The following is a 21,989-nucleotide window of genomic DNA, read 5'->3' as shown; positions in this document are numbered from 1 at the left end:
CTTCGATGTAAAGAGGTTCGGCTTCGCTGTATCTGCCTTGGGAGTTGTAGAGATTAGCTAGGTTGTTGAGGCTAGCAGCGACATCTGGATGTTCTTCACCCAGCAGCTTGCGGTAGAGTGCCAAAGCTTCGATGTAAAGAGGTTCGGCTTCGCTGTATCTGCCTTGGGAGTTGTAGAGATTAGCTAGGTTGTTGAGGCTAGCAGCGACATCTGGATGTTCTCCTTCGAGCCGCTCACGGTAGAGTGCCAAAAAATCAATGTAACCTGTTGTGGCTTCCGTGTGTCTGTCTAGCAGGGAGTCGTATATTGGCTCTATGATGCTGAGGCTAGTGGCAACATCTGGGTATTCTCCCCCCAGCAGCTTGCGCCTAAGTGCCAAAGCTTGAATGTAAAGAGGTTCGGCTTCGGTGTACCTTCCTTGGGAGTGGTAGAGTAATGCTAGGTTGTCGAGACTTTGTGTGATATCTGGATGTTCTTCTCCCAGCAGCTTGCGCCTAAGTGCCAAAGCTTGAATGTGAAGAGGTTCGGCTTCGGTGTACCTTCCTTGGGAGTGGTAGAGATACGCTAGATTGTTGAGGCTAGTGGCAACATCTGGGTGTTCTTCTCCCAGCTGCTTACGTAAGAGTGCAAAAGCTTGGATGTAAAGGGGTTCAGCTTCGCTGTATCTGCCTTGGGAGTCATAGAGTGCCGCTAGGTTGTTGAGGCTAGTGGCGACATCTGGGTGTTCTTCTCCCAGCAGCTTGCGCCTAAGTGCCAAAGCTTGAATGTGAAGAGGTTCGGCTTCGGTGTACCTTCCTTGGGAGTGGTAGAGATACGCTAGATTGTTGAGGCTAGTGGCAACATCTGGGTGTTCTTCTCCCAGCTGCTTACGTAAGAGTGCAAAAGCTTGGATGTAAAGGGGTTCAGCTTCGCTGTATCTGCCTTGGGAGTCATAGAGTGCCGCTAGGTTGTTGAGGCTAGTGGCGACATCTGGGTGTTCTTCTCCCAGCAGTCTACGCTTAAGTGCCAAAGCTTGCAGATAAAGTAATTCGGCTTTCGTGTACCTTCCTTGGGAGTGGTAGAGTCCCGCTAGGTTGTTGAGGCTAGCGGCGATATTTGGGTGTTCTTCTCCCAGCTGCTTACGTAAGAGTTCCAAAGCGTAGACGTAAAGTCGTTCGGCTTCCGTGTACCTTCCTTGGAAGTGATAGAATCCCGCTAGTTCGCTCAACGTAGTGAGAACATTTGGGTGTTCTCCTCCCCACCGCCTGTAAGTGATTTCCAAAGACTGGTGATACCAAGGTAAAGCCTGGTCATATAACCCCTGAGCATCGTAAAACCTAGCGTTACCAGTGAAAGTCCAAGCTAAATCATCATCGCTGACATATTGAATCAGATTCTTCGCTACTTCAGCTAGATGAGGTATTGCAGGTGTGACATCGGTGATTTGGTCAAGGGTGGGAGTTTCAGGAATATCTTTAGTAACTGCTATCATTACCCGACAAACGGAGCGCTTAAGTTCCTCTGCCTTTTCTAAACCTGTACACTTATATTGGAAAAACTGCCGCAACAGTGGATGCAATTGGTAAACTCCCTCACCTTTGCGCTGGAGTAAATGTAGATTCAGCAAGCTATCGTCTCTAATTTCTTCTAAATCTTCCGCATCTTCTTCTGGTAAACACTGTTCCACTAACTTCCAAGGTATGGGTGCGGCAGCAAATAAACTCAATAAACAACCCAATTGTTTATCGTCGTCCTCTAATTCTTGCCAACTCAACTCAAAGGCTGCTAACACACCTCGTTGTGCTGTCATGTCGGCTTCCAACTTAGATTTAGAGAGGGAACGCTCATCTAGTCGCTTGTTCTCCAACCGCCGCAACATTTCTGCTAAAGATAAATCCTGTTTCTGCGCCAGATAGCGCCCCACTAATTCCACACCCAAAGGTAAATATCCCAGCCACTCACACAACTGATTTGCTATAACTAATTCTCGCTCAATTCGCTCTGGTGTTTCCTTGAGTAAAGACCTTAATAACTCCAGCGCCGCCTCTGGTTGCAGCACATCCAAAGATAACTGCGCGATGCGTCCCAAGTTCTGGCGCGTAGTCATCAGCACTTTAAACCGAGAAGGTAGCGATTGTAAGTAAAGCTTAACTTGCTCGTAGTCGCTGACATCATCCAGTACTAGCAGCACATCACCGTCACGCCAACGCCGCCAGCAATATTGCACTTGCGCGAGTAATTTCTTTTGAGAATCTTCTGTTAAATTCTCTGGTGGGTTTAAGTCAAGCTGCGTTCTAGCAAACTGCACAACTTGAATGCCCACATCTCCAGTCTTTGCCAGCAACCAACAAATTCCACCCTTGTAGGTTTCACGGTGAGCTTTTGCATATTGTAAGGCAAGTTCTGTTTTACCAACTCCACCCATACCAGCGATCGCAGCAATGGCTACTTGCTTATTATCCTGCAAAAGTTGATGGAGGTTTTGCAATTCCTCTTCACGTCCGACAAATTCCACCACCCCACTCAAGGGCAAATTTTGTGGTATTTCAGTAGGGGGATTTGACTTTACCCGTTCCCGTTCGGGCGACTGTAGTCAATCAGGGGAATTCTGATGGTAATTGATAGTAATTGGGCTATTTTCTACGCCTTGAAAAGTGGGAGCTTTACTATCAATGCTTTGAAAACCTTGGCCACCATAAACATTCTGGACATTTCTACCTTGAACCTTGCCAATATTAATTTCTTGGTTAATTTCTTGAGCAAGGCTTTGAACTTCTTCACCAAATTGGGTGTCGGTGTCCATCTCCACTTGCAAGTAGGCAGCCACTAAATTTAAATCTTGCTTAGAACCTTGTTCAGCTTTTGTTAAGGCTTCTTGTACTTTCGGTCTACCCTTGAACTTATCCCAAATTTTTTGGCGTAGCAGTTTCAACTTGTCTAAGGTACTTTCGGTTATCTTCTCTACAGTTTTTTCTATAGCTTTGGTGATAACCAAGTTTGCGATCGCAGCTGCTGTCAGCGATACTGGCTCCATAAGTTTCCCAAAATATACGAGATTTTACTTATGCTTCTCAGTCTAACAGACTCTAAACAGGTAACGGAGAACAAATAACAGAAGAAGTTATAAAACTACGTTTAGCGATCGCCTCGGCAAAAATTATGAACTTTCACCGCTCTTTGTAAAGATATCTCCTTTAAAATTAGCAGTATTTATCGATTTTACTTACTTGAAATTCTTAGATAACCGACTTTTTCAAGAAGTCAGGAATCTCTTAGTGTTCATCCTGAAACTGGACTTGATAGTTGATTCATTTTCGGAAGTTTTCGGCTCTAAATCTAATTTCATAAAGTCCGAGCAAACCTGCTGCTACTAGCAAAGGTAAGAAATAATAGACTCCCCGATAAGCTAACATTGAACCCAAAACTGCCGCCGCCGAAACTTTTGAGGATAGAATCAGCAAAATTATAGTTTCAAATACTCCCAACCCACCGGGAACATTACTAACCACCCCTGCAAACATCGCTAGTAAATAAATACCTAAAAAGTCTAGATATGACAAAGATATATTGCTAGGAAGTAAAGCATAAAGAACTGCCGCCGCCAGAATCCAGTCAAAACTAGAAATTGCTATTTGAGCCAAAGATATGTTAAAAGAAGGAAATCGAAATTCATGTCCACGAATTATTAATGGTTGTTTAATCAAAATACTTCCTAGTAAATAAGCCGCAACTAATAGTAGAAAAATTATGCCGATGGGACGCACAGTAGCAAAAGGTAAATGTAATTGAGTGGGAATTTTCAACGGGTTGATGAGGAATAAGAAACCTGCAACAGCAAACATCCCCAACCAAAAAGTAAAATTGGCGAAAGCAATTACTTGAGCGATCGCAACTGCTGACACTCCCCAACTAGCATAAAATCGATAACGGATAGCACTACCAGTTAGCAAGGCAAAACCGATGGTATTACTAAATGCAGAGCTAATAAAATTAGTGAAAGCTATCTTATTCCAACTTAGGGAACGATTAATGTAGTTAAAACCTAAGATATCGTACCCAATCATCACTAGATAGCCCAAAGCTGTCAGCCAAATTGCCCAACTTACGCGACTTTTGGGAATAGCAGCTAGAGAGTTGAGGATGTCACGATAATTATACTGACGTAATTCGTTAGCGATCGCCAACAGGGAAAGCACCAGCAGCAACAAGCCAAACAAAGAACTGAAATTGAGTCGCAGCTTTTTAAGCATCATGAAGAAACTCATCCTAACTCTTGACTTTTAATTTACAACCAGTCGTAAAGTTTCCATCTTGTTGACACAGCGTTGACATACCGTTTGCATAAGCTTTTGAAGGCAAGCAACGACTAACTACCCCATGCCCAATGCTTTTCAAAGATGAACTACAAACAATCTAAAATTTTCTTGCTATTTTCAGTATTAACCCTAGTTGGCTGTAATTTCTCCCAAGGTGTCGTCGCAAAACCACCGCAACAGCAGGATTTACAAACAACGCCTTCCGTTCTTCCAACCCAGCGCAATACTAGCAACTCAGCGACTCTCCTAACCTATAAAATTGAAACCTACGATAGTAAAGTAATGGGTGGAAGTCGCACTTATGGCGTTTCTTTACCTCCTGGCTATGAGCAAAACTCAAAACAAAGGTATCCTGTAATCTTTCTCCTCCACGGTGGACATGGTAATCCCACTGATTGGTTTATTCAGAATAAGGGACAAGCTCTCAAGACTGTAGAACAACTTTATACTACAGGTAAGTTGCCACCCAGCATCATCATTACACCAGATGGCAACGACAAGCGTGGCTCTAGTCCCTACCGAGATCCCGAATATATCGATGGCCCTAACGGTAAAGTCTCTACAGCCGTAGGCGATGAGTTAGTAAAAGTTGTGCAAAGCCGTTATCGTACAATAAATAATCCAAATTTTTGGGCGATAGGTGGTTTATCTTCTGGTGGTTGGGGAGCAATCAATGTGGGATTACACAACGTAGATCGTTTCTCGATTTTATTTAGTCATAGTGGTTATTTTAATGATAAAAGTGGCCCAGAAAATAGCCCAATATTTTATATTAAAACCATTCCCCTACAAGCTCAAAAAAGGTTGAAGATTTACTTAGATTCGGGTACATCAGATATTGATGAAATCGGCGAAGCAGAACGATTTACTAAAGTACTAAATCAACTAAAAGTTTATAATTCATTTCATCAGTTTCCTGGCAGTCACACTTGGAAATACTGGCGGAAACATTTAGCAAATTCATTGACATTTGTCGGCGAACAATTTCGAGTTAATGAAACAGCAAATATGGCTGAAAATTTAAATATAATTCAAAATCATTCTGAGCAATAATACTACTTTGCAAAACCGTTGATATTTCAACATTAATGTGAAAAACTCTACTACAATTTTTCAGCAGATTAATTATAGTAAGTTCTAACGGAGGTGATTTTTTTAACTTTAAAATAATATGAAGATTTATAAATTGTTAATTAGCTTGGTAGGAGCGATCGCACTTCTTACTACTGCTGGTTATTATTATGTATTCATCTTAGGTGCGCCACAACTAGACCCACCCAAAAAAGAGGCAAATACTGGGCTAAAGTTTCAATTAGCAACCTTCAACTCCCAAGCGATGGGTGCAGTCCGTAACTACGGTGTGATTTTGCCCCCTAGTTATAGCAAAAATCCCCAAAAGCGCTACCCTGTGATATTCTTACTACACGGTGGTCATGATGATGCTCGTGCTTATGCTGATAAATACGCACTCTTAGACGTATTGCATGAACTTTATGAAAGTGGAAAATTACCGCCATCGATTGTGATTACACCTGATGGTAATGATAATCGCGGTTCTAGTCCTTTATATGACCCCGATTACTTTGATGGGCCGAATGGCAAAGTGGGGACTTTGATTGGTTTAGAATTAGTACAAGTTGTCAAGTCGCGCTACCGCACTTTGAAAGAACCCCAATTTTGGGCGCTGGGAGGTCTATCTTCTGGAGGATGGGGGGCATTTAATATCGGATTACGCTATCTCAACAACTTCCAGATTTTGTTTAGCCATAGCGGTTACTTTACTGATGACAGCAGTTCACAAAATAGTCCTCAACAAATTGTGCAACAGCTACCAGTTCAAGATATGAAGCGATTGCGTGTTTATCTAGATGCGGGTTTGAACGATACTAATTTGCTAGCCTCTACCAAAGCCTTCAACGAAACCTTAAAGAAATTAGGCATTGCTCACGTATTTTATGAATTTCCTGGAGGTCATGGTTTGTCTGGTGCAAATGTAGGTTGGAACTACTTTCACAAACATCTAAAAGATTCACTTTCCTATGTCGGAGAACAGTTTAAACAATTAGGAGTTAGGAGTTAAGAGTTTTAACGCCAAAACAAATGACTAATGACCAATGACTAATGACTAATAACAAATGACTAATAATTTAAAAACTCAGATTGGACTTTGGAGTGCAGCTTTCCTAACAGGTTTAGTCGGAGTAGTAAATTTATTATCAGCAGTGACACCTAACCTGTATGGGCGGACTCACTGGTTAAAGGAATTTTTACCATTTGAAATTCGTGCCAGTGGTCATATATTTGCAGCATTGACTGGGTTTGTTTTATTAACACTTGCTACTAATTTATTACGCCGGAAAAGAATAGCCTGGTTACTAACCATTGCTATACTAATAATTTCCATTTGCAGCCACTTGCTGAAGGGACTGGACTATGAAGAAAGTCTACTCTCTGGAGTTTTGCTAGTGCAATTAATCTTGATGCGCCATTTTTTCACGGCGCAATCAGACCGTCCTTCCATTGCACGGGGAGTGAGAGTGCTGATGGGCGCTTTATTATTTACCCTGGCATACGGAACTATTGGATTTTACTTGTTAGACGGCAAATTTTCAGAGAATTTTAATTGGCGTGAAGCGATAGTTCAGACTTTGGCGATGTTCTTCACCGAGGATAATTGGGGACTGCAACCAAAGAGTCGATTTGGAGAATTTTTTGCTAATTCTATTTATATTATTGCCGCAGGTACTATTACTTATGCAATGGTAATGCTGTTGCAACCTGTGTTTTGGCGGAATATAGCAACTACAAATGAGCGACGAAGAGTTAAAGCAATTGTCGAGCAATATGGATGTTCTTCTTTAGCCGCGCTCACACTCTTAAATGATAAAAGTTATTTTTTCAGTCCTTCGGGTAATAGTGTAATTGCTTATGTTCCCAAAGGACGAGGCGCGATCGCCTTGGGAGATCCCATAGGGCCAATTGAAGACCGCAAAGAGACAATTATTGCTTTCTGGCAGTTTTGTCAGCGCAACGACTGGTATCCGGGCTTTTACCAAACTATGCCCGATGATGTTGAGCTTTACAAATCGTTGGGGTTTAAGGTACTCAAGATTGGAGAGGAAGCGATCGTTGACTTGAAAAGTTTTACGTTACAAGGTAAAGCTGGTAAAAACTTTAGGCCATCAATTAGTCGTTTAACTAAGCTAGGATACCAAATCGACTTTTACCAACCACCCATCGCCAATGATTTATTGCATCGGCTCAAACCTGTAAGTGATGAATGGTTGAAAATGGTACAAGGTTCAGAAAAACAATTTTCTTTGGGTTGGTTTGACGAAGCTTACCTGCGAGAGTGCGAGATTGCTGTGGTGTATAATCCCGAAGGTCAGATTAGCGCCTTTGCCAACATTATCCGGGAGTATCAACTTAACGAAGCGACTATTGATATGATGCGACATCGCTCATCTCTTGAAAATGGCACAATGGACTTTCTATTTATTTCCCTGCTCCAGCATTTTAAAGAGTCTGGTTACGACAGCTTTAATTTTGGTCTTTCTGCGCTTGCTGGAGTTGGAGACAACCCCGAATCGCGCCGCTTGGAAAAAGTATTGCACTATCTTTACGACCATTTGAATCGCTTTTACAACTTCAAGGGACTGCACGCTTACAAAGACAAATTCCGCCCCGGTTGGGAACCGCGTTATTTGGTTTACCCCAGTTTAGCCACCTTACCAGATGTAGTTGTAGCATTGATTCGCGCAGATTCAGGCGATCGCCTCTTCGATTATTTCAAACCCGGAGCCTAAATGTGCGAAAAAATAACGTGCTGGTTCCTTGTTGTTCACCTGAATTGCATATTTCAGCCGGTTAGGGACAGATATATGAAGCGATGCCTACAGCGGGCTACGTCTACACAACTGGGCATTTATATGGTACAATTATACTATAAAAGTATGAATGTCCGATAAGTATACAACGCGAAGTAGAGCTTTGCCTAAGTTAGTAGCGAATAGACTCAAACAAACTTTGCGCTCCTCTGGGCTATACTCTGCGCTCCTACCCTGCGGGAAGGCGAAGCGCCTATGCGTTTAAACTTAAACCCTCAATTATCCACGAATTTACGAAACTGTGTACAAAGTTTCGTAATCAATTTATTGTCTATTTACCCTTCAACTTTACACGGTTGTAACAGATTGTTTTGTCAGAGTAATAGACTTCAGTAACCGTTGCTATAAAAGATTCTTGACCTTTATATAGAAGGTGGCAATATGACAAATAATCAGATTTCTCTAGTAGAATTAATCCAAATTTTTGCACAATACCGCAATAATATTATCATCAATATTAAGCACCTACAAGAAGATTATCAAAGAACAGGTATTAAACGTATTAGAGGTGTTAGAAACGAAAAGGGAGAACTGCTCCAACCTTGGTTGATAACAGAATTTATGGATGACACTGACTATGTTGGTATGGGCGATTTTCAGTTTAACCGCAATACTGCTACTATCAATATGCTTGTCAAACGTAGAGTTAAACTTGCTCAATTTGAAGACCCAACTCCTACTATTGAAGTAGCAGGTTTGTTAGTAAATGACCTCAACACCTTTAATAATTACACGATTGTAAGTGACGGTAAAATCAACGTAAATTCATTACAAGTCAAAATTAGCAGTAAAAAATTATTTGACTTACTCAAAGAAAAAGGCATACTGGATGCAGAAGAATTTGACTTTCGGGCTGAACATACGATTCAGTTAGACAACTTGCCGCTTGTAGCTGCTAATAGTCGTTACAGCAGTATTGATGGACTATTCAATGAACTAGCAGAAATTAAAGTACTGACTAGTATTATTTGCGCTCACTTGAAAAAAGAGTCAGATGTATTTATTGAGACGCAGTTAGATGAGTTTAAAAAGCACTATCTATCTAAGAATATTTACATCAATTTTCCTACAATCAATGAATACACTGATTTCAACGAAGCTTTAGCTAATGGTACTCTTGACTCAAAATTTAGTTATAAAATCGATATCGGCAGTCAAGATATTCTGAACTTGAGTAAGTTACCTTCTGCTAACAAGTTTCTCAATAGAATGTATCGTCTTTATGACAAAGAAACTGGAGAAATTATCATTAAGCCAAGTTTCGAGACGGCATTTAATCAAAATCTCGCTGTTAGGCACAGGTTACTGTCATCACGTACCAAGATTACAAAAGTTGACGAGTTGATGAAACCAATTTTTGATGATTTTCTTGGGCTTGAGCAAAATGGCATTGTTAGAGGAATCCTTAAGAAAGTTGGTGCTGATAGTTTAGGGCAGTTGTTGCAGGATAAACAAACTGGTAAGCAGATAGACAAAGAAGAAATAGTTGCAGCTTTAACGGTGGCAAGTAAAAAGTTAGAACAATATGCAGAAAATATCTACCAAGATAAAATATCTCCCTTAGTATTTTACATTGGTTCTACTGGACTATTGCCAGATCAAATGGAAGCCAAAGCCATGACTGCTGACGAAGCTGCTGCTAAATACCCAAATTTGCAATTTTCTAAAGATGAGCAAGAAGGTACTTTTTTTGCAGTTGGTGATAGTATTATCAGCATTTCTACCAAAACTGAATATTACAGCAAAAAGGTGCCTATCCTAAATCAGTTGTGATCCAAAAAATCCCCGACTTATTTGAGAAGTCGGGGTTCTAAAAGTTTACGATTATCACAAATCAAATAGCATTACTACATAAATAACCTGAGATCAGGATAAGCTGAAACCTTGATTTTGTTGCTAGTTTTGACAGTGTGAAACCCTTATTCTTTCGTCCAAGGGATCAAATTTGATTCCTTAGCCCGAACTGACGTTAAATAACCTATTTTTGCTTAGAAAGCTGCTGACTCTTCCCCAAGCGCTAACTGTATAACTAAATCAGCAATGCTACCAAGTCCCATCCCAAATTCTGGAATTATGAATATAAGCATCATCGCAAAGAGTCCGAATTGGGTATATTGCAGTGGCTTTAGCTTAGTAAAAATTTCGCTGAAAACATGAAATCCATCAAGTGGTGGAATTGGCAAGAGATTAAACAGAAATAATGTCAAATTAATTCGAGCTGCTAAATAAAAAAAATCCTCACTCAAAATTTCTGAAAGACTCAGATTAGGAAGAAATTTCAACACCATAATAAATAGAACGCCTAAAGCCAGATTTGATAATGGCCCGGCTGCCGATACCAAAATGTTGCCTAGCTTCCCAGAGCGAAACTTAGATGGGTTGACGGGCATTTGTCCCCAAGCTATACCCATAAGACAGAGAAAAATGATTGATTCTTTGCCCATGTGAACTACAGGATTCAGCGTCAGATGACCAGTCTGTTGTGGAGTGTTATCTCCCTGACTCATCGCAACCCAGCCGTGAGCAAGTTCATGCAAAGTAATGGAAAATATGACAATGGCAACAATTCTGAAAAAATGAATCGGCTCTGTGATGAGTGTTTCGATAAACATACTTTACTAAATTTTGGTAATGCCCCATTTGTGGAATAACAAGCTATTGAGATAAATGTTATTAAAATATTTACTTAATCTGCTAGGGTGATTTTTGGTATATTTTATAAATCAAAATTTACTACTTTTATTAATCTCAGTTGATTTGATAACTTAAAAAAATATTTCATAACACTTGAAGGATTTTAAAACCTGGTAGTAACTACCTATTTATTTTATTTTTTAGTATATAAAAATTTAATTCCTGAGTTAGTGTTTTAGCTAAACGTATAAAAAACTACTTAAAAAATAAGAAAATAACAAATCATTGAATAGATCGGCTTTATTTGTGTCTAATCTGCATCTATAGTTTTATGTTTCTTGACTCAAAACAGAGTCGCTATTGTCTTGTTATTTTGGTATATCACTTTGCAAAGTTAATTTTATTACCTGATATACCAATAGATTTACTAACAATCTTTAAGAAAATTACGCAGAAATCACCTTCAATGAGACAATCTGACCTAATCTTCTCAACCTAAAGGAAGACATGAACGATCGCACAAAGGCTCTCCAGGCTCTCGCGGCTGAACGTTGGCGGGTATCCTTGATTCTCAGTGGAGCCATGATGTTTATTTACTTCGGCTTTATCCTATTAATCGCGTTCAATAAGCCCCTGCTGGGGTCATTAGTAGCTCCTGGCCTCAGCTGGGGAATTTTACTGGGGGCGCTGGTAATTGTCTCAGCATGGGTATTAATTTTTATCTACGTACGTTGGGCAAATAGCAGTTACGACGACCAAATCGCAAGGCTGACACGCAAGTAAAATTGGGAATGGGGAAAAAGAACATTGATTTATTTACCAATGCCCAATGCCCAATAGCTATTAGCAATTTCTAGTCCCAAATCCAAAATACTAAACCAAAAAAAGCATGAATAGTGTGTGGTTCGATCTGCCACTAGCGGCGGATATTACCAGTCTTGGTAAGTTTAACCCGTTGGCGATCGCTTTCTTTTTTCTGTTTGTTGCCAGTTCTTTAGGCATTACCTATTGGGCGGCAAAGCTCACCAAAAATACGGCACAGTTCTATACAGCTGGCGGTAATATCAGCGGTTTCCAAAATGGGCTGGCCTTAGCAGGAGACTTTATGAGTGCAGCTAGCTTTTTAGGTATCGCTGGGCTGGTGGCACTCAACGGCTTTGACGGCTTAATTTATTCTATCGGCTTCCTGGTGGGCTGGCCGATTGTTATGTTTCTAATTGCCGAACCATTACGAAACTTAGGTAAATACACCTTTGCCGATGTAGTGGCTTATCGCTTGCAGCAAAAACCTGTACGTATTGCATCTGCAATTGGAACGCTGGTAGTAATTAGCTTTTACTTAATTGCCCAGATGGTAGGTGCTGGGGAGTTAATCAAACTACTGTTTGGCTTTGATTATGAATTAGCTGTGGTCATCGTCGGTTGCGTGATGATGGCTTATGTGATTTTTGGCGGGATGATTGCCACCACTTGGGTACAAATTATCAAAGCAGTTCTGTTGCTCGGCGGAACTGTCTTACTAGCTATCTTGGTACTGGCACGATTTGGCTTTAACCCGATCGCTCTTTTCGCTGCTGCATCCCAGAAGTATACAGGTGTATTAGCTCCGGGCAAACTGGTTTCTAACCCCTTGGATGCTATCTCCTTGGGGATGTCGTTGATGTTCGGCACTGCTGGACTACCACACATTCTAATGCGTTTCTACACAGTACCCGACGCTAAAGCAGCGCGGCTCTCTGTTACTTACGCCACAGCTATTATTGGCGTTTTTTATCTCCTTACTTTTATCCTGGGCTTTGGAGCAATGGTGCTAGTAGGTAAAGATGCCATCGAGAAAATTGGTACTGGTGGTAACATGGCTGCGCCGATGTTGGCAGAATTTCTCGGTGGTGATGCTTTCTTAGGTTTTATCGCCGCTGTTTCTTTTGCAACGATTTTGGCTGTTGTCGCTGGGTTGACACTCTCAGGTGCAGCTGCATTGTCCCACGATTTGTGGGTGAATGTGGTGCGCTCTGGCCATGCTGACGAGTCAGAACAATTGAAGGTGGCTCGCGGTGCGACAATGCTTTTGGGGTTAGTAGCAATATTTCTGGGCATCTTGTTTAAAGGGCAAAACGTAGCTTATATGGTAGGTTTAGCATTTGCGATCGCTGCGAGTGCAAACTTCCCAGCCTTGCTCTTATCAATGCTTTGGCGACGCTTCACTACCAATGGTGCAGTTGCAAGTATGTTAGTAGGTACTGTCTCTTCTTTAGTGCTGATTTATTTGTCACCTACTATTCAAGTAACGATTCTTAAGCACGCTTCTGCACCCTTTCCCTTAAAAAATCCTGGATTAATCAGTATCCCACTGGCGTTTATTGTGGCAATTGTCGTTTCACTATTGAGTACTGAACAGCTGGCACAGGAAAAATTTGCGGAAGTTGAGGATCGCATTCACATTGGTTCTGGGATGTGATTTTGTTAACGCATAAAGGGCATTGGCAATTCTTCCCTATGCCCTATTCCCAATGCCCAAAAACTCCATCCCCTTGTGGCTTGGAGTTTTTCATGTTGGCTGTAGCTTTTCCCTACTGTCCAAGTTCTTTGATGTTATCCATCACTTGTTGGTATAAGTTGTTGTTACCTTGACTTTGAAAAATGCTTGCTGCTTGTTGTAAGTCCTTGAGTGCGCCCTGTTTGTCTCCATTGGTGGCGCGGGCGTTTCCCCGGTTATTGTAGGTAGGGGCAAAGTTAGGATTGAAGCGAATGGCTTGATTGTAATCTGCGATCGCACCCTGGGGATCTCCATTGGCAGCACGGGCATTTCCTCGGTTATTATAAGCGATCGCATATTTGGGGTTAAGGAGAATCGCTTGATCGAGATCGTCTATTGCCCCTTTTTTGTCTCCATTCGTGGTGCGGGCATTTCCCCGGTTATTGTAGGCTTCGGCATAGTTGGGATTCAGGCGAATCGCTTCACTGTAATCTTTAATTGCTTCTCTGTTGTTTCCCAGTGAGGCGCGAGCATTTCCCAAGTTATTGTAGGCTTCAGCGTCGTTAGAGTTGATGCGGAGTGCTTGATTGTAATCTGCGATCGCTTTTTCCTTGTCTCCCAAATCAAAGTAGGCTAATCCTCGCGCATTGTAAGCAGCGCCATACTGAGAATTTTGACTAATTGCCTTATTATAAGAAGCGATGGCAGCTTGCAAGTCGCCGTTTAAATGCTGATTCTTTCCCTGAAGATAAAATTCCCCACCAATGGAAGTTGTAGCTGAACGACGGCTAGGTTGACTAACTCCTATTTCTGTTACCAATACATTGTCATTCTTACTACAAGAAACACTGCTAATTGCAGTCAATGTAGTAAAAATAGCTATGGTAAATAAAGTATTTACCCTTGTTCGCTTTTGCCCAAATAAATGCCGTCTCATAAGTTAATATAAACTGCCATAACACCTAAACAGAATTAGTACCAAAATCTAGATTTTAATTCTTTAACTCAATAACTATTCTAACTTTTGATAGACCTTTCAAGTTAATTGACAAATTTACCTAATATTTTATAGATTTATCAGAGAAGATAGGAGGAAATAATTATTAAATTTCAATATTTATTCTTCACAATAACTCTATAAATTCTGACATTTGTAGCCTGATGAACAATTTACTCATCCTCAGCTTCACTCTCTTGAGTTTTGGGAATTAGCCGCCAAGAGGTATTTTTGTCAATATCTACAGACAATTGTTCCAGATTTTGCCCTAAATCTTTTTGGAGTTTCTGAGTGAGTGTGATTGGAAAATCTAAATTAATACCTTGAGTTTGTGCTAGCTTTGCCAATTCTGTAAATGCAGCTTTGATTGTAGTCCGTTCATAACTAGTCAGCTTATAATCATAAGTTTCTGATATATTCTGAGCCTGCATAGCTTTTTTTATACGTTCTTGCAAATGCTCAAATTCTGAATTCAACAACTTCCATTGCTGCTCAACTTGCGAGTATCTAGTACTTAGTGATATTAAGTCTTCCGTTGCAGGTTCGGGGCTGCCTTGGGCTTGTAAGCCTAACAAGTTTAGGTGAATTTGAGCAAGATAAATGCAGTCTAGGTAAGCATACTCTATCTGTTCTTCAGTCAGAGGGCGTTTTGCCCAATCACTTTTTTGTTCTTGTTTATCGATATTATTAAAGCTACAAAGTGCTGTAGCTATTGTCTTGAGTTGGTAGTTGGGTAATGGCAAAAGATAGTAGGGAATTTTTTTGGCCATTTCCAAAGTGCAAGTAATATTTTTGGCTTTCTTGCTACCGAGAAATTTTAGATCGTAACTGGCGTTGTGAAAAACTTTTTCAATCGCAGAATTTATCATAATTTTCTCAATAAATTCAGCTATAATAGTGGGCTGATCTAATACATCTAAAAGATAGACGCGATCGCCACTCATATCTTGAGGATTATCTAATACCTGAATCAGCGATAATCGGGGATTACGACTTTTATAGTCAGCGACTTCTGTATCTATCCACAGTGTTTTAGCGTTTGTATATTCAGCGACAATGGCACGAATTTCGCTAGCCGAAGTAAGGTAGGGCATTGGCTAATATTTCCTGATATTTAAGGCATTGTAAGTAAGCCATAGTTTTATAAAGTAACATTTTGTTGGTAAGTTTGCTGGCACAGGATTGCAAAAACGCTGAAGTTTGAAATTCGTCATAGACATCGCCAAATTGACTCAAATCTGATAACATCGAGTCACTACTGTGGAGTGGCATAGTCTACCATCGAAAGAGCTACTGTGCATCTACGTTAAATTTATAGAGAGCCACAGACTGTATGTAAAGCCATCCTGGTTAGCAGCCGTCAGAAAAATTGAATTGGAATTTCTCAAAACTGAGTGCAAAATCTTAGCTTCAAAAAATCGTCCAAATTTCAATTTTCAGTAACCTGAGCTATTGCTTAGGCATTTTTGTTACTTCACTTTTAATTGTTTTTTTAATTTGCTCCTCACTATCACACACACCTCTATTAACCGCTTCAAGTACTCAATTCGGAGATAAATAATGAAAAAACTAATTTTATTAGTAGTTAGTAGCATTTTGGTAGTTGGTACTTTTGGCTGCCAAGAGGCTCCTAAAACTGGTTCCGAAACTCCTAGCACAACTAATGAAGCCGCTCAAGCACCAGCAAAACCAGCTTCGCAGACAAATCAAACTGCCAAAGTTCCAGAAACACAAACGACTCCTTTAGCAGCTAGTACAGGTACTAAAGTTAAAACTGATTCTGAAAAAACGGCAGCAACAAAAGCTAAGAGCGACTTAAAAACTGAAGTTAGCACAAAGTTGAATAAAGGCTTACCAGGCAACAAGTTACAAGTTGAAAACAAACAGGGTGAAATTATCCTCAAAGGTACAGCCACTTCTGTTGAAGAACTCAAGAAAGCTGAAACCTTGGCTAAAGAAGTTCAAGGTGTAAAGACGGTGAAGGTAGAAGCAAAAGTTGATACTGTAAAAAAGCCATAAAAGAATAACTGAAGCTTTCAGTTAACATCGGTATGAAAGCCAAATAGAGACTTACATCTGTGTAAGTCTCTGTTTTTTACTTACTTAAATAAAACCAAGGAATAGGTAGTTGATACCACTTGAGTAACTTTATATAGTAGTTCTCGGTTGAATACAGCAATTTTCATGTATTAAGGGCACAGCATTGCTGTGCCCCTACCGCATGATCTATTTACCTGAAAATAAATAGCTGTAAGGTACAAAAACCCTACCCCCAACTCTCTAAGAGGATGTTTGAAATCCTATATTTTCATCTTTCAACTTCCATTGTTTGAACCTCGATAAATTCGCTCCATCTGCTCTGGAGAAAGGCGTTTCATTGGAAACCACTCAAATTCGGAAATAGACACTTTCTCATAAGGTTGAACATCATCCTGCTGGTTTTGAGGAGAACGCACTACTATATTGGTATTTGAAACCTGACCCCTGAACGACTCACCTATTTCTGATTCTGGAAGCTGAGTTTGAGGCAAAACATAAGCGTGCTTCTGGGGATCGTATGCGAAAACTTCTCCTGTTTCAATGTGATAAATCCAAGCATAAATGCTGAGTTCTCCCCGATAGAGCTTAGAGTGAATCACTGGATATGTCCGCAAATTCTCAATTTGAGTAAGAACATTTTCGGCAATCATAATCTCTAGCAGTTCTTCTCCGTCGTAGTCACTGTAGTGGTCTATAACTAGCCTTCGAGTTGCTTCTGCATATTTAAGCCAATCATGTACAAGCGGCATTTCATCGCTGAGATTGTGTAACTTCATTAATCCTTTCATTGCACCGCAATGAGAATGACCACAAATAATAATTTGGCGGACATCTAAAGCTTGAACAGCATATTCAATTGTCGCACCTTCACCGCCATTACTTGCCCCATACGGTGGAATGATGTTGCCTGCATTGCGAATGACAAATAATTCACCAACTTGAGCTTGTGTAATTAGATTTGGATCGAGACGCGAATCAGAACAGGTAATAAATAAGACCCTGGGCTTTTGACCATGTGAAAGTTGCTCAAACAATTTTTGATGTGTCGAAAAATAGCTAGATTTGAATTCGCGCAGACCTTTAATTAATTTTTTCATTACTAAGTTATACAATTTTTGCGGGTTAAGAACCAAATCACAGAGAGCTGATTGATGTAGTAGAGAGGGATTTCTTTCTACGTTTTGAGAATTGTAAAGATTAATATATTATAAATTAATTTGGTGCTTTTAATATCCTCTGCCATTTGGTTGAGTTGGTTTTTCCCTTGGTTTCCTCTGTTCTTTGGTAGATGACATTACTGTGTGAAAACGCCTAGAGCCTGTTTTCAAACTCGTTATATCCTGAGATAGAAATGCGATCGCTTTGTTGTGACGATCAACCGAGGACTACAGACACAGAACAGATGATTCAAACTATACCAACTGATTCCCCTTGACACCTAAAATATCTGGAGATTGTGTCCAGTTGAATACTTGTAATCAGGGCTGACTCAAAGATACACAAACACAGAGATTTTTGAATTATAAGTAATTAGGCGGACATGATATTATCTGCCTGGGAAAATTTTGATGGTCAGTTTGCGACATCAAAATTTTCGCTGTACACTGAGCGATCGCCTGCGGTAAGCCTTTTGGGTGAAGCTTGGAGGCTCACCGCAAACGCGTTTACTATAATTTCCATTTCTCCCCCTTACCCTCTTGCGAATTCTTAATTAGTTGATACACTTGTTCTTCATTAGCCCAGGGAACCAGCGCCTATGGTGCACATCAAGCGCGTGGAACTTACGAACTTCAAATCCTTCGGTGGCAGTACTTCTGTCCCTTTGCTACCGGGGTGTACTGTCATATCTGGGCCAAATGGTTCGGGTAAGTCTAATATCTTAGATGCACTGCTCTTTTGCCTGGGACTCTCCAGTTCTAAGGGAATGCGAGCCGAACGCTTACCGGATTTGGTAAATAACACTCAAACGGCTAAAGGACGTGCTTCGATTGAGGCTAGCGTCACGGTGACATTTGATTTGTCGGATGAAATCTCACACAAAGACGCAAAGGCACAAAGGGAGGAAGTAGAGGAAGTAGAGGAAGTAGAGGAAGTAGAGGAAGTAGAGGAGGTAGGGGAAGCAGGGGAAGCAGGGGAGGTAGGGGAAGAAAATCCAAAATCCAAAATCGTTCGACTGAGCGAAGCCGAAGTCCAAAATCGTTCGACTGAGCGAAGCCGAAGTCCAAAATCGGGAGAGTGGAGTGTTACTAGAAGGCTACGAGTCACTCACCAAGGGACTTACACATCGAATTACTATATTAATGGTGTACCTTGCACGTTGACAGAGTTGCATGGAGAACTAAGTAACCTCCGGGTTTATCCTGAAGGCTACAATGTGGTACTGCAAGGGGATGTCACCAGCATTATCTCGATGAATGCGCGGGAACGACGGGAAATTATTGATGAATTAGCAGGGGTGGCGGCGTTTGATCGTAAAATTATCCAAGCCAAATCAACTTTAGATGAGGTGAAGGAAAAGGAAGATAGCTGTCGGATTATTGAAACGGAATTAACTGCACAGCGCGATCGCCTTTCCCAAGATCGGGCGAAAGCTGAGAAATATCAAAAACTCCGCACAGAATTTCTAGCGAAACAATCTTGGGAAGCTGTTTTATCATGGCGATCCTTGCAAGCACAACAAGAAAAGTTAGTTCACGAAATTCAAACAGGCGATCGCAATTTTAGTGAACTCACTACCCAACTCACAAACCTAAATTCCGAAATCGTTCAAAAAACTGCTGAACTGGAACAACTCAATGCCCACGTGAAAGCATTGGGAGAAGAGGAACTTTTGGCGGTACAATCTACCCTCGCCACCCAAGAAGCAGAACGTAAACAACTCCAGCGTCAGCTAACGGAATTACAAACAGCTTCCCAAGAAACTGCCAAACGTCTAGCTCAAACTCAGCAAGAGATTCAAAAACATCGTCATTCCCTAGAAGAAATTGCCAAAACACAGATTGTAGAGGGGCAATCTATTGTCTATTGTCAGCAACAAAGGGATGAAACACAGCAAGCTTTAGAAACTTCCCGCGAAGCAGCAGCAGAAATCGCCTCGGCTTCGGAAGCCTGGGTGCAGCAACAAACGGCATTTAACCGTCAAATTGAAGCTTTGCTGCACACTCTAGAACCGCAACGCACGGAACAGGCACAACTCAGGGAACGCAATAATCAGTTACAGCAGCTGATCCAAGAGCAAACTCAGTTAATTGAACGTGACAAACCGCTATTAGCAGAAAAACAAACTCAGTGTAGTGGAGTTGAAACGGAATTTAACGCCTCTAGCGAACCCATCCAAAATTTAGCCCAAAATCTCTCAGCCACAGAGCAAGAACTGCAAATCCAACAAGAAACCCAAAAACGGTTACTTTCTGAACAACGAGAAAAACAACGCCAGTTGGATAAAATCGAGGCGCAAGCGCAAGCACAGCAAGAAGTCCAAGGAACCCAAGCCAGTAAAGTCATTTTACAATCGGGAATGCCTGGACTTTGTGGCTTAGTTGTGCAGTTAGGAAAGGTAGAACCTCGCCATCAGCTTGCTTTAGAAATGGCTGCTGGGGGACGCTTGGGACATATTGTGGTGGAAGATGATGGTGTAGCCGCAGCAGGGATTGAATTGCTCAAACAGAAGCGGGCTGGGAGGGCAACTTTTTTACCGCTGAATAAAATTCACGCTCCCAAATTTACCCAAGATGCAACACTGCGTTTTGCTAGTGGCTTCGTTAACTATGCTGTTAACTTAGTCGATTGCGATCGCCGTTACAAAGATGTATTTAGCTATGTTTTCGGCAACACAGTGGTTTTTGCCAACCTGGAGGCGGCGCGGAAAAATTTAGGACTGTATCGCATCGTCACCTTAGACGGGGAACTTCTGGAAACCAGCGGTGCAATGACTGGTGGTAGTAACACCCAGCGTTCCTCCTTGCGGTTTGGGAATGCGGAAGCGGCGGAATCTGACGAGGCGATCGTTTTAAAAACTCGCTTAGTGGACATTGAGCGAATTTTAGAGCGTTGTACTGAAGCGATCGCTACTTTGTCAACCAAAACAAAAAAACTCACCCAGGAACTCACTGAAGCGCGTCAGGCGCGACGCGAACAGCAGTTGCAATTGGAGCAGTTGCAGAAAGACATTAAGAGTTTAACAGCGCAATTAGAGGGGACGCGATCGCAACTCGCACAAAACAGCGAAAAGTTAGCCACTGCTCAATCCCGTCTGGAAATTTTAGAGCGGGAATTACCTGGGCAGGAAAATGAATTGCAACAATTACGACACGCATTAGCAGAGTTAGAAGCATCCCAAACCCCCAGTGAATGGCAACAAATCCAGGCAACCATTAAAATCCAAGAGCAACAATTACAACAACGGGAGACGGCATTAAGGGAAGCTGAACAAAAATTAAAAAATTTAGAAAATCAGCAACAACGTTTGCAAGAAAAAATCAAAGAAGGTGAAACGCGAATTACAGAATATGAAACCCAACAAATCTCTTGTAGAGACGCGATTCATCGTGTCTCCACACAAATCACAACGATAGACGAGCAAATCACCCAAACCCGCGCCAATCTAAGCCAAATGGAGCAGAATTTGGGCGAAGAGAAACAAAAACGCGACGCTACAGAACTGGAAGTGCGATCGCATCTTTTACGCCAACAACAATTGGAATGGGAAATCCAAAAACTCCAAGAAACTCAAGAGAAACGGCGAGAGGAACTAATTGCATTGCAAACTCAATTGCGGGATGTGGGAGCAGAATTACCAAATCCCTTGCCGGAAGTTCCAGATCAGGTAGACTTGGAAGAATTGCAGAAAGAATTGCGATCGCTTACCAAACGCTTACAGGCAATGGAACCTGTAAATATGCTGGCGTTGGAAGAATACGAACGCACGCAAAATCGCCTCCAAGAACTCACGCAAAAATTAGAGACACTAGAAGGAGAACGCACCGAACTACTTTTACGGATTGAAAACTTTACCACATTGCGGCAACTTGCCTTTAAAGAAGCTTTCGATGCTGTCAACGAAAACTTTCAATCAATTTTTGCCATTCTTTCCGACGGCGACGGCTTCTTGCAACTTGAAAATCCCGAAGATCCCTTTAGCAGCGGACTGAATTTAGTCGCGCACCCCAAAGGTAAACCCGTACAGCGCCTAGCTTCCATGTCTGGGGGAGAAAAATCACTCACAGCCTTGAGCTTTATCTTTGCCCTGCAACGCTACCGTCCATCGCCATTTTACGCCTTTGACGAAGTAGATATGTTCCTAGATGGGGCAAACGTAGAACGATTAGCTAGAATGATTAAACAACAGTCACAACAAGCGCAATTTATAGTTGTGAGTTTGCGTCGTCCGATGATAGAATCAGCCGAACGCACAATTGGCGTTACTCAAGCACGAGGAGCTTACACTCAAGTTTTGGGGATTAAGTTACAATCATCCAATACATCTGCTTGAGTTTTTGTTAATAATAGTGTATAGATAAACCACGTAATGTGTGACTTTCTCTCAAACCTAACCCCCAACCCCTTCCCTACCAGGGAAAGAGAGCAAAAATCAAAGCCTCTCGTTCACTGGGATAGAGGAATGGAAGTGGGGTTACAAGAATAAGTTGCACGTCGCGTTA

The 21,989-nt window shown here is 41.4% G+C and carries 16 protein-coding genes; 8 read left to right on the top strand and 8 right to left on the bottom strand.

All coding sequences use genetic code 11. The features are described 5' to 3' along the window. The 3 genes from V7L12_RS24370 to V7L12_RS24360 form a co-directional block, all read right to left on the bottom strand. Positions 1-2,512, bottom strand: a 2,512-nt coding sequence (locus tag V7L12_RS24370) for a tetratricopeptide repeat protein (RefSeq protein ID WP_335088243.1), incomplete at its 3' end; no start/stop codon positions are given. A gap of 60 nt (positions 2,513-2,572) precedes the next feature. Next, positions 2,573-3,013: a hypothetical protein gene (locus V7L12_RS24365; protein ID WP_335088241.1), complete on the bottom strand. Its 441-nt coding sequence runs from the start codon at positions 3,011-3,013 to the stop codon at positions 2,573-2,575. A gap of 274 nt (positions 3,014-3,287) precedes the next feature. Next, positions 3,288-4,229, bottom strand: a complete 942-nt coding sequence (locus V7L12_RS24360; RefSeq protein WP_335088246.1) for a lysylphosphatidylglycerol synthase domain-containing protein — start codon at positions 4,227-4,229, stop codon at positions 3,288-3,290. A gap of 147 nt (positions 4,230-4,376) precedes the next feature. Between V7L12_RS24360 and V7L12_RS24355 the strand changes: the two genes are divergently transcribed. The 4 genes from V7L12_RS24355 to V7L12_RS24340 all read left to right on the top strand — a co-directional run bounded on the left by V7L12_RS24355 (position 4,377) and on the right by V7L12_RS24340 (position 9,955). Next, entirely contained in the window at positions 4,377-5,348 is a 972-nt protein-coding gene (locus V7L12_RS24355) for an alpha/beta hydrolase (RefSeq protein WP_335088239.1), read from the top strand. A gap of 118 nt (positions 5,349-5,466) precedes the next feature. After that, positions 5,467-6,375: an alpha/beta hydrolase gene (locus V7L12_RS24350; protein WP_335088237.1), complete on the top strand. Its 909-nt coding sequence runs from the start codon at positions 5,467-5,469 to the stop codon at positions 6,373-6,375. A gap of 55 nt (positions 6,376-6,430) precedes the next feature. Further along, on the top strand, positions 6,431-8,101 hold the full coding sequence (locus tag V7L12_RS24345) for a phosphatidylglycerol lysyltransferase domain-containing protein (protein WP_335088235.1): 1,671 nt from the start codon (positions 6,431-6,433) through the stop codon (positions 8,099-8,101). A gap of 462 nt (positions 8,102-8,563) precedes the next feature. After that, positions 8,564-9,955, top strand: a complete 1,392-nt coding sequence (locus tag V7L12_RS24340; protein WP_335088234.1) for a hypothetical protein — start codon at positions 8,564-8,566, stop codon at positions 9,953-9,955. A 215-nt stretch (positions 9,956-10,170) separates the two neighbouring features. Here the strand turns inward: V7L12_RS24340 and V7L12_RS24335 are convergent, their stop codons facing one another. Then, complete coding sequence (locus tag V7L12_RS24335) at positions 10,171-10,794, bottom strand: site-2 protease family protein (protein WP_335088232.1); 624 nt, start codon at positions 10,792-10,794, stop codon at positions 10,171-10,173. 529 nt (positions 10,795-11,323) lie between these two features. Here V7L12_RS24335 and V7L12_RS24330 point away from each other — a divergent pair. Both V7L12_RS24330 and V7L12_RS24325 read left to right on the top strand, forming a co-directional pair. Beyond that, positions 11,324-11,599 (top strand): DUF485 domain-containing protein, encoded by a 276-nt coding sequence (locus V7L12_RS24330; protein WP_335088230.1) that lies wholly within the window; start codon positions 11,324-11,326, stop codon positions 11,597-11,599. 106 nt (positions 11,600-11,705) lie between these two features. Continuing rightward, positions 11,706-13,274: a sodium:solute symporter family transporter gene (locus V7L12_RS24325; protein WP_335088228.1), complete on the top strand. Its 1,569-nt coding sequence runs from the start codon at positions 11,706-11,708 to the stop codon at positions 13,272-13,274. Positions 13,275-13,386: 112 nt separating this feature from the next. Here the strand turns inward: V7L12_RS24325 and V7L12_RS24320 are convergent, their stop codons facing one another. The 3 genes from V7L12_RS24320 to V7L12_RS24310 form a co-directional block, all read right to left on the bottom strand. Beyond that, positions 13,387-14,229 (bottom strand): tetratricopeptide repeat protein, encoded by an 843-nt coding sequence (locus tag V7L12_RS24320; protein ID WP_335088227.1) that lies wholly within the window; start codon positions 14,227-14,229, stop codon positions 13,387-13,389. Positions 14,230-14,462: 233 nt separating this feature from the next. After that, entirely contained in the window at positions 14,463-15,383 is a 921-nt protein-coding gene (locus V7L12_RS24315; protein WP_335088225.1) for a ribonuclease D, read from the bottom strand. Then, positions 15,361-15,561 (bottom strand): hypothetical protein, encoded by a 201-nt coding sequence (locus tag V7L12_RS24310; protein WP_335088223.1) that lies wholly within the window; start codon positions 15,559-15,561, stop codon positions 15,361-15,363. The genes V7L12_RS24315 and V7L12_RS24310 overlap by 23 nt, the downstream gene beginning before the upstream one ends. A gap of 288 nt (positions 15,562-15,849) precedes the next feature. Here V7L12_RS24310 and V7L12_RS24305 point away from each other — a divergent pair, with 288 nt between their 5' ends. Next, the gene (locus V7L12_RS24305; protein ID WP_335088221.1) at positions 15,850-16,308 is read left to right on the top strand and encodes a BON domain-containing protein; all 459 of its coding nucleotides are present in this window, start codon (positions 15,850-15,852) and stop codon (positions 16,306-16,308) included. 296 nt (positions 16,309-16,604) lie between these two features. Here the strand turns inward: V7L12_RS24305 and V7L12_RS24300 are convergent, their stop codons facing one another. Next, positions 16,605-17,426: a carbonic anhydrase gene (locus V7L12_RS24300; RefSeq protein WP_334823125.1), complete on the bottom strand. Its 822-nt coding sequence runs from the start codon at positions 17,424-17,426 to the stop codon at positions 16,605-16,607. A gap of 659 nt (positions 17,427-18,085) precedes the next feature. Between V7L12_RS24300 and smc the strand changes: the two genes are divergently transcribed. Beyond that, positions 18,086-21,820 (top strand): chromosome segregation protein SMC, encoded by a 3,735-nt coding sequence (gene smc, locus V7L12_RS24295; protein ID WP_335088219.1) that lies wholly within the window; start codon positions 18,086-18,088, stop codon positions 21,818-21,820. The last annotated feature ends 169 nt before the right edge of the window (positions 21,821-21,989 follow it).

This window comes from Nostoc sp., assembly GCF_036918245.1.
Lineage (GTDB): Bacteria > Cyanobacteriota > Cyanobacteriia > Cyanobacteriales > Nostocaceae > Nostoc.
This window is presented reverse-complemented; position numbering and strand designations above follow the sequence as displayed.

What these genes read in the sequence shown, in the direction of transcription:
- V7L12_RS24365 (WP_335088241.1), bottom strand. Translation starts at nt 3,013, where the DNA reads ATGGAGCCAGTATCGCTGACAGCAGCTGCGATCGCAAACTTGGTTATC.
- V7L12_RS24360 (WP_335088246.1), bottom strand. Translation starts at nt 4,229, where the DNA reads ATGCTTAAAAAGCTGCGACTCAATTTCAGTTCTTTGTTTGGCTTGTTG.
- V7L12_RS24355 (WP_335088239.1), top strand. Translation starts at nt 4,377, where the DNA reads ATGAACTACAAACAATCTAAAATTTTCTTGCTATTTTCAGTATTAACC.
- V7L12_RS24350 (WP_335088237.1), top strand. Translation starts at nt 5,467, where the DNA reads ATGAAGATTTATAAATTGTTAATTAGCTTGGTAGGAGCGATCGCACTT.
- V7L12_RS24345 (WP_335088235.1), top strand. Translation starts at nt 6,431, where the DNA reads ATGACTAATAATTTAAAAACTCAGATTGGACTTTGGAGTGCAGCTTTC.
- V7L12_RS24340 (WP_335088234.1), top strand. Translation starts at nt 8,564, where the DNA reads ATGACAAATAATCAGATTTCTCTAGTAGAATTAATCCAAATTTTTGCA.
- V7L12_RS24335 (WP_335088232.1), bottom strand. Translation starts at nt 10,794, where the DNA reads ATGTTTATCGAAACACTCATCACAGAGCCGATTCATTTTTTCAGAATT.
- V7L12_RS24330 (WP_335088230.1), top strand. Translation starts at nt 11,324, where the DNA reads ATGAACGATCGCACAAAGGCTCTCCAGGCTCTCGCGGCTGAACGTTGG.
- V7L12_RS24325 (WP_335088228.1), top strand. Translation starts at nt 11,706, where the DNA reads ATGAATAGTGTGTGGTTCGATCTGCCACTAGCGGCGGATATTACCAGT.
- V7L12_RS24320 (WP_335088227.1), bottom strand. Translation starts at nt 14,229, where the DNA reads ATGAGACGGCATTTATTTGGGCAAAAGCGAACAAGGGTAAATACTTTA.
- V7L12_RS24315 (WP_335088225.1), bottom strand. Translation starts at nt 15,383, where the DNA reads ATGCCCTACCTTACTTCGGCTAGCGAAATTCGTGCCATTGTCGCTGAA.
- V7L12_RS24310 (WP_335088223.1), bottom strand. Translation starts at nt 15,561, where the DNA reads ATGCCACTCCACAGTAGTGACTCGATGTTATCAGATTTGAGTCAATTT.
- V7L12_RS24305 (WP_335088221.1), top strand. Translation starts at nt 15,850, where the DNA reads ATGAAAAAACTAATTTTATTAGTAGTTAGTAGCATTTTGGTAGTTGGT.
- V7L12_RS24300 (WP_334823125.1), bottom strand. Translation starts at nt 17,426, where the DNA reads ATGAAAAAATTAATTAAAGGTCTGCGCGAATTCAAATCTAGCTATTTT.
- smc (WP_335088219.1), top strand. Translation starts at nt 18,086, where the DNA reads ATGGTGCACATCAAGCGCGTGGAACTTACGAACTTCAAATCCTTCGGT.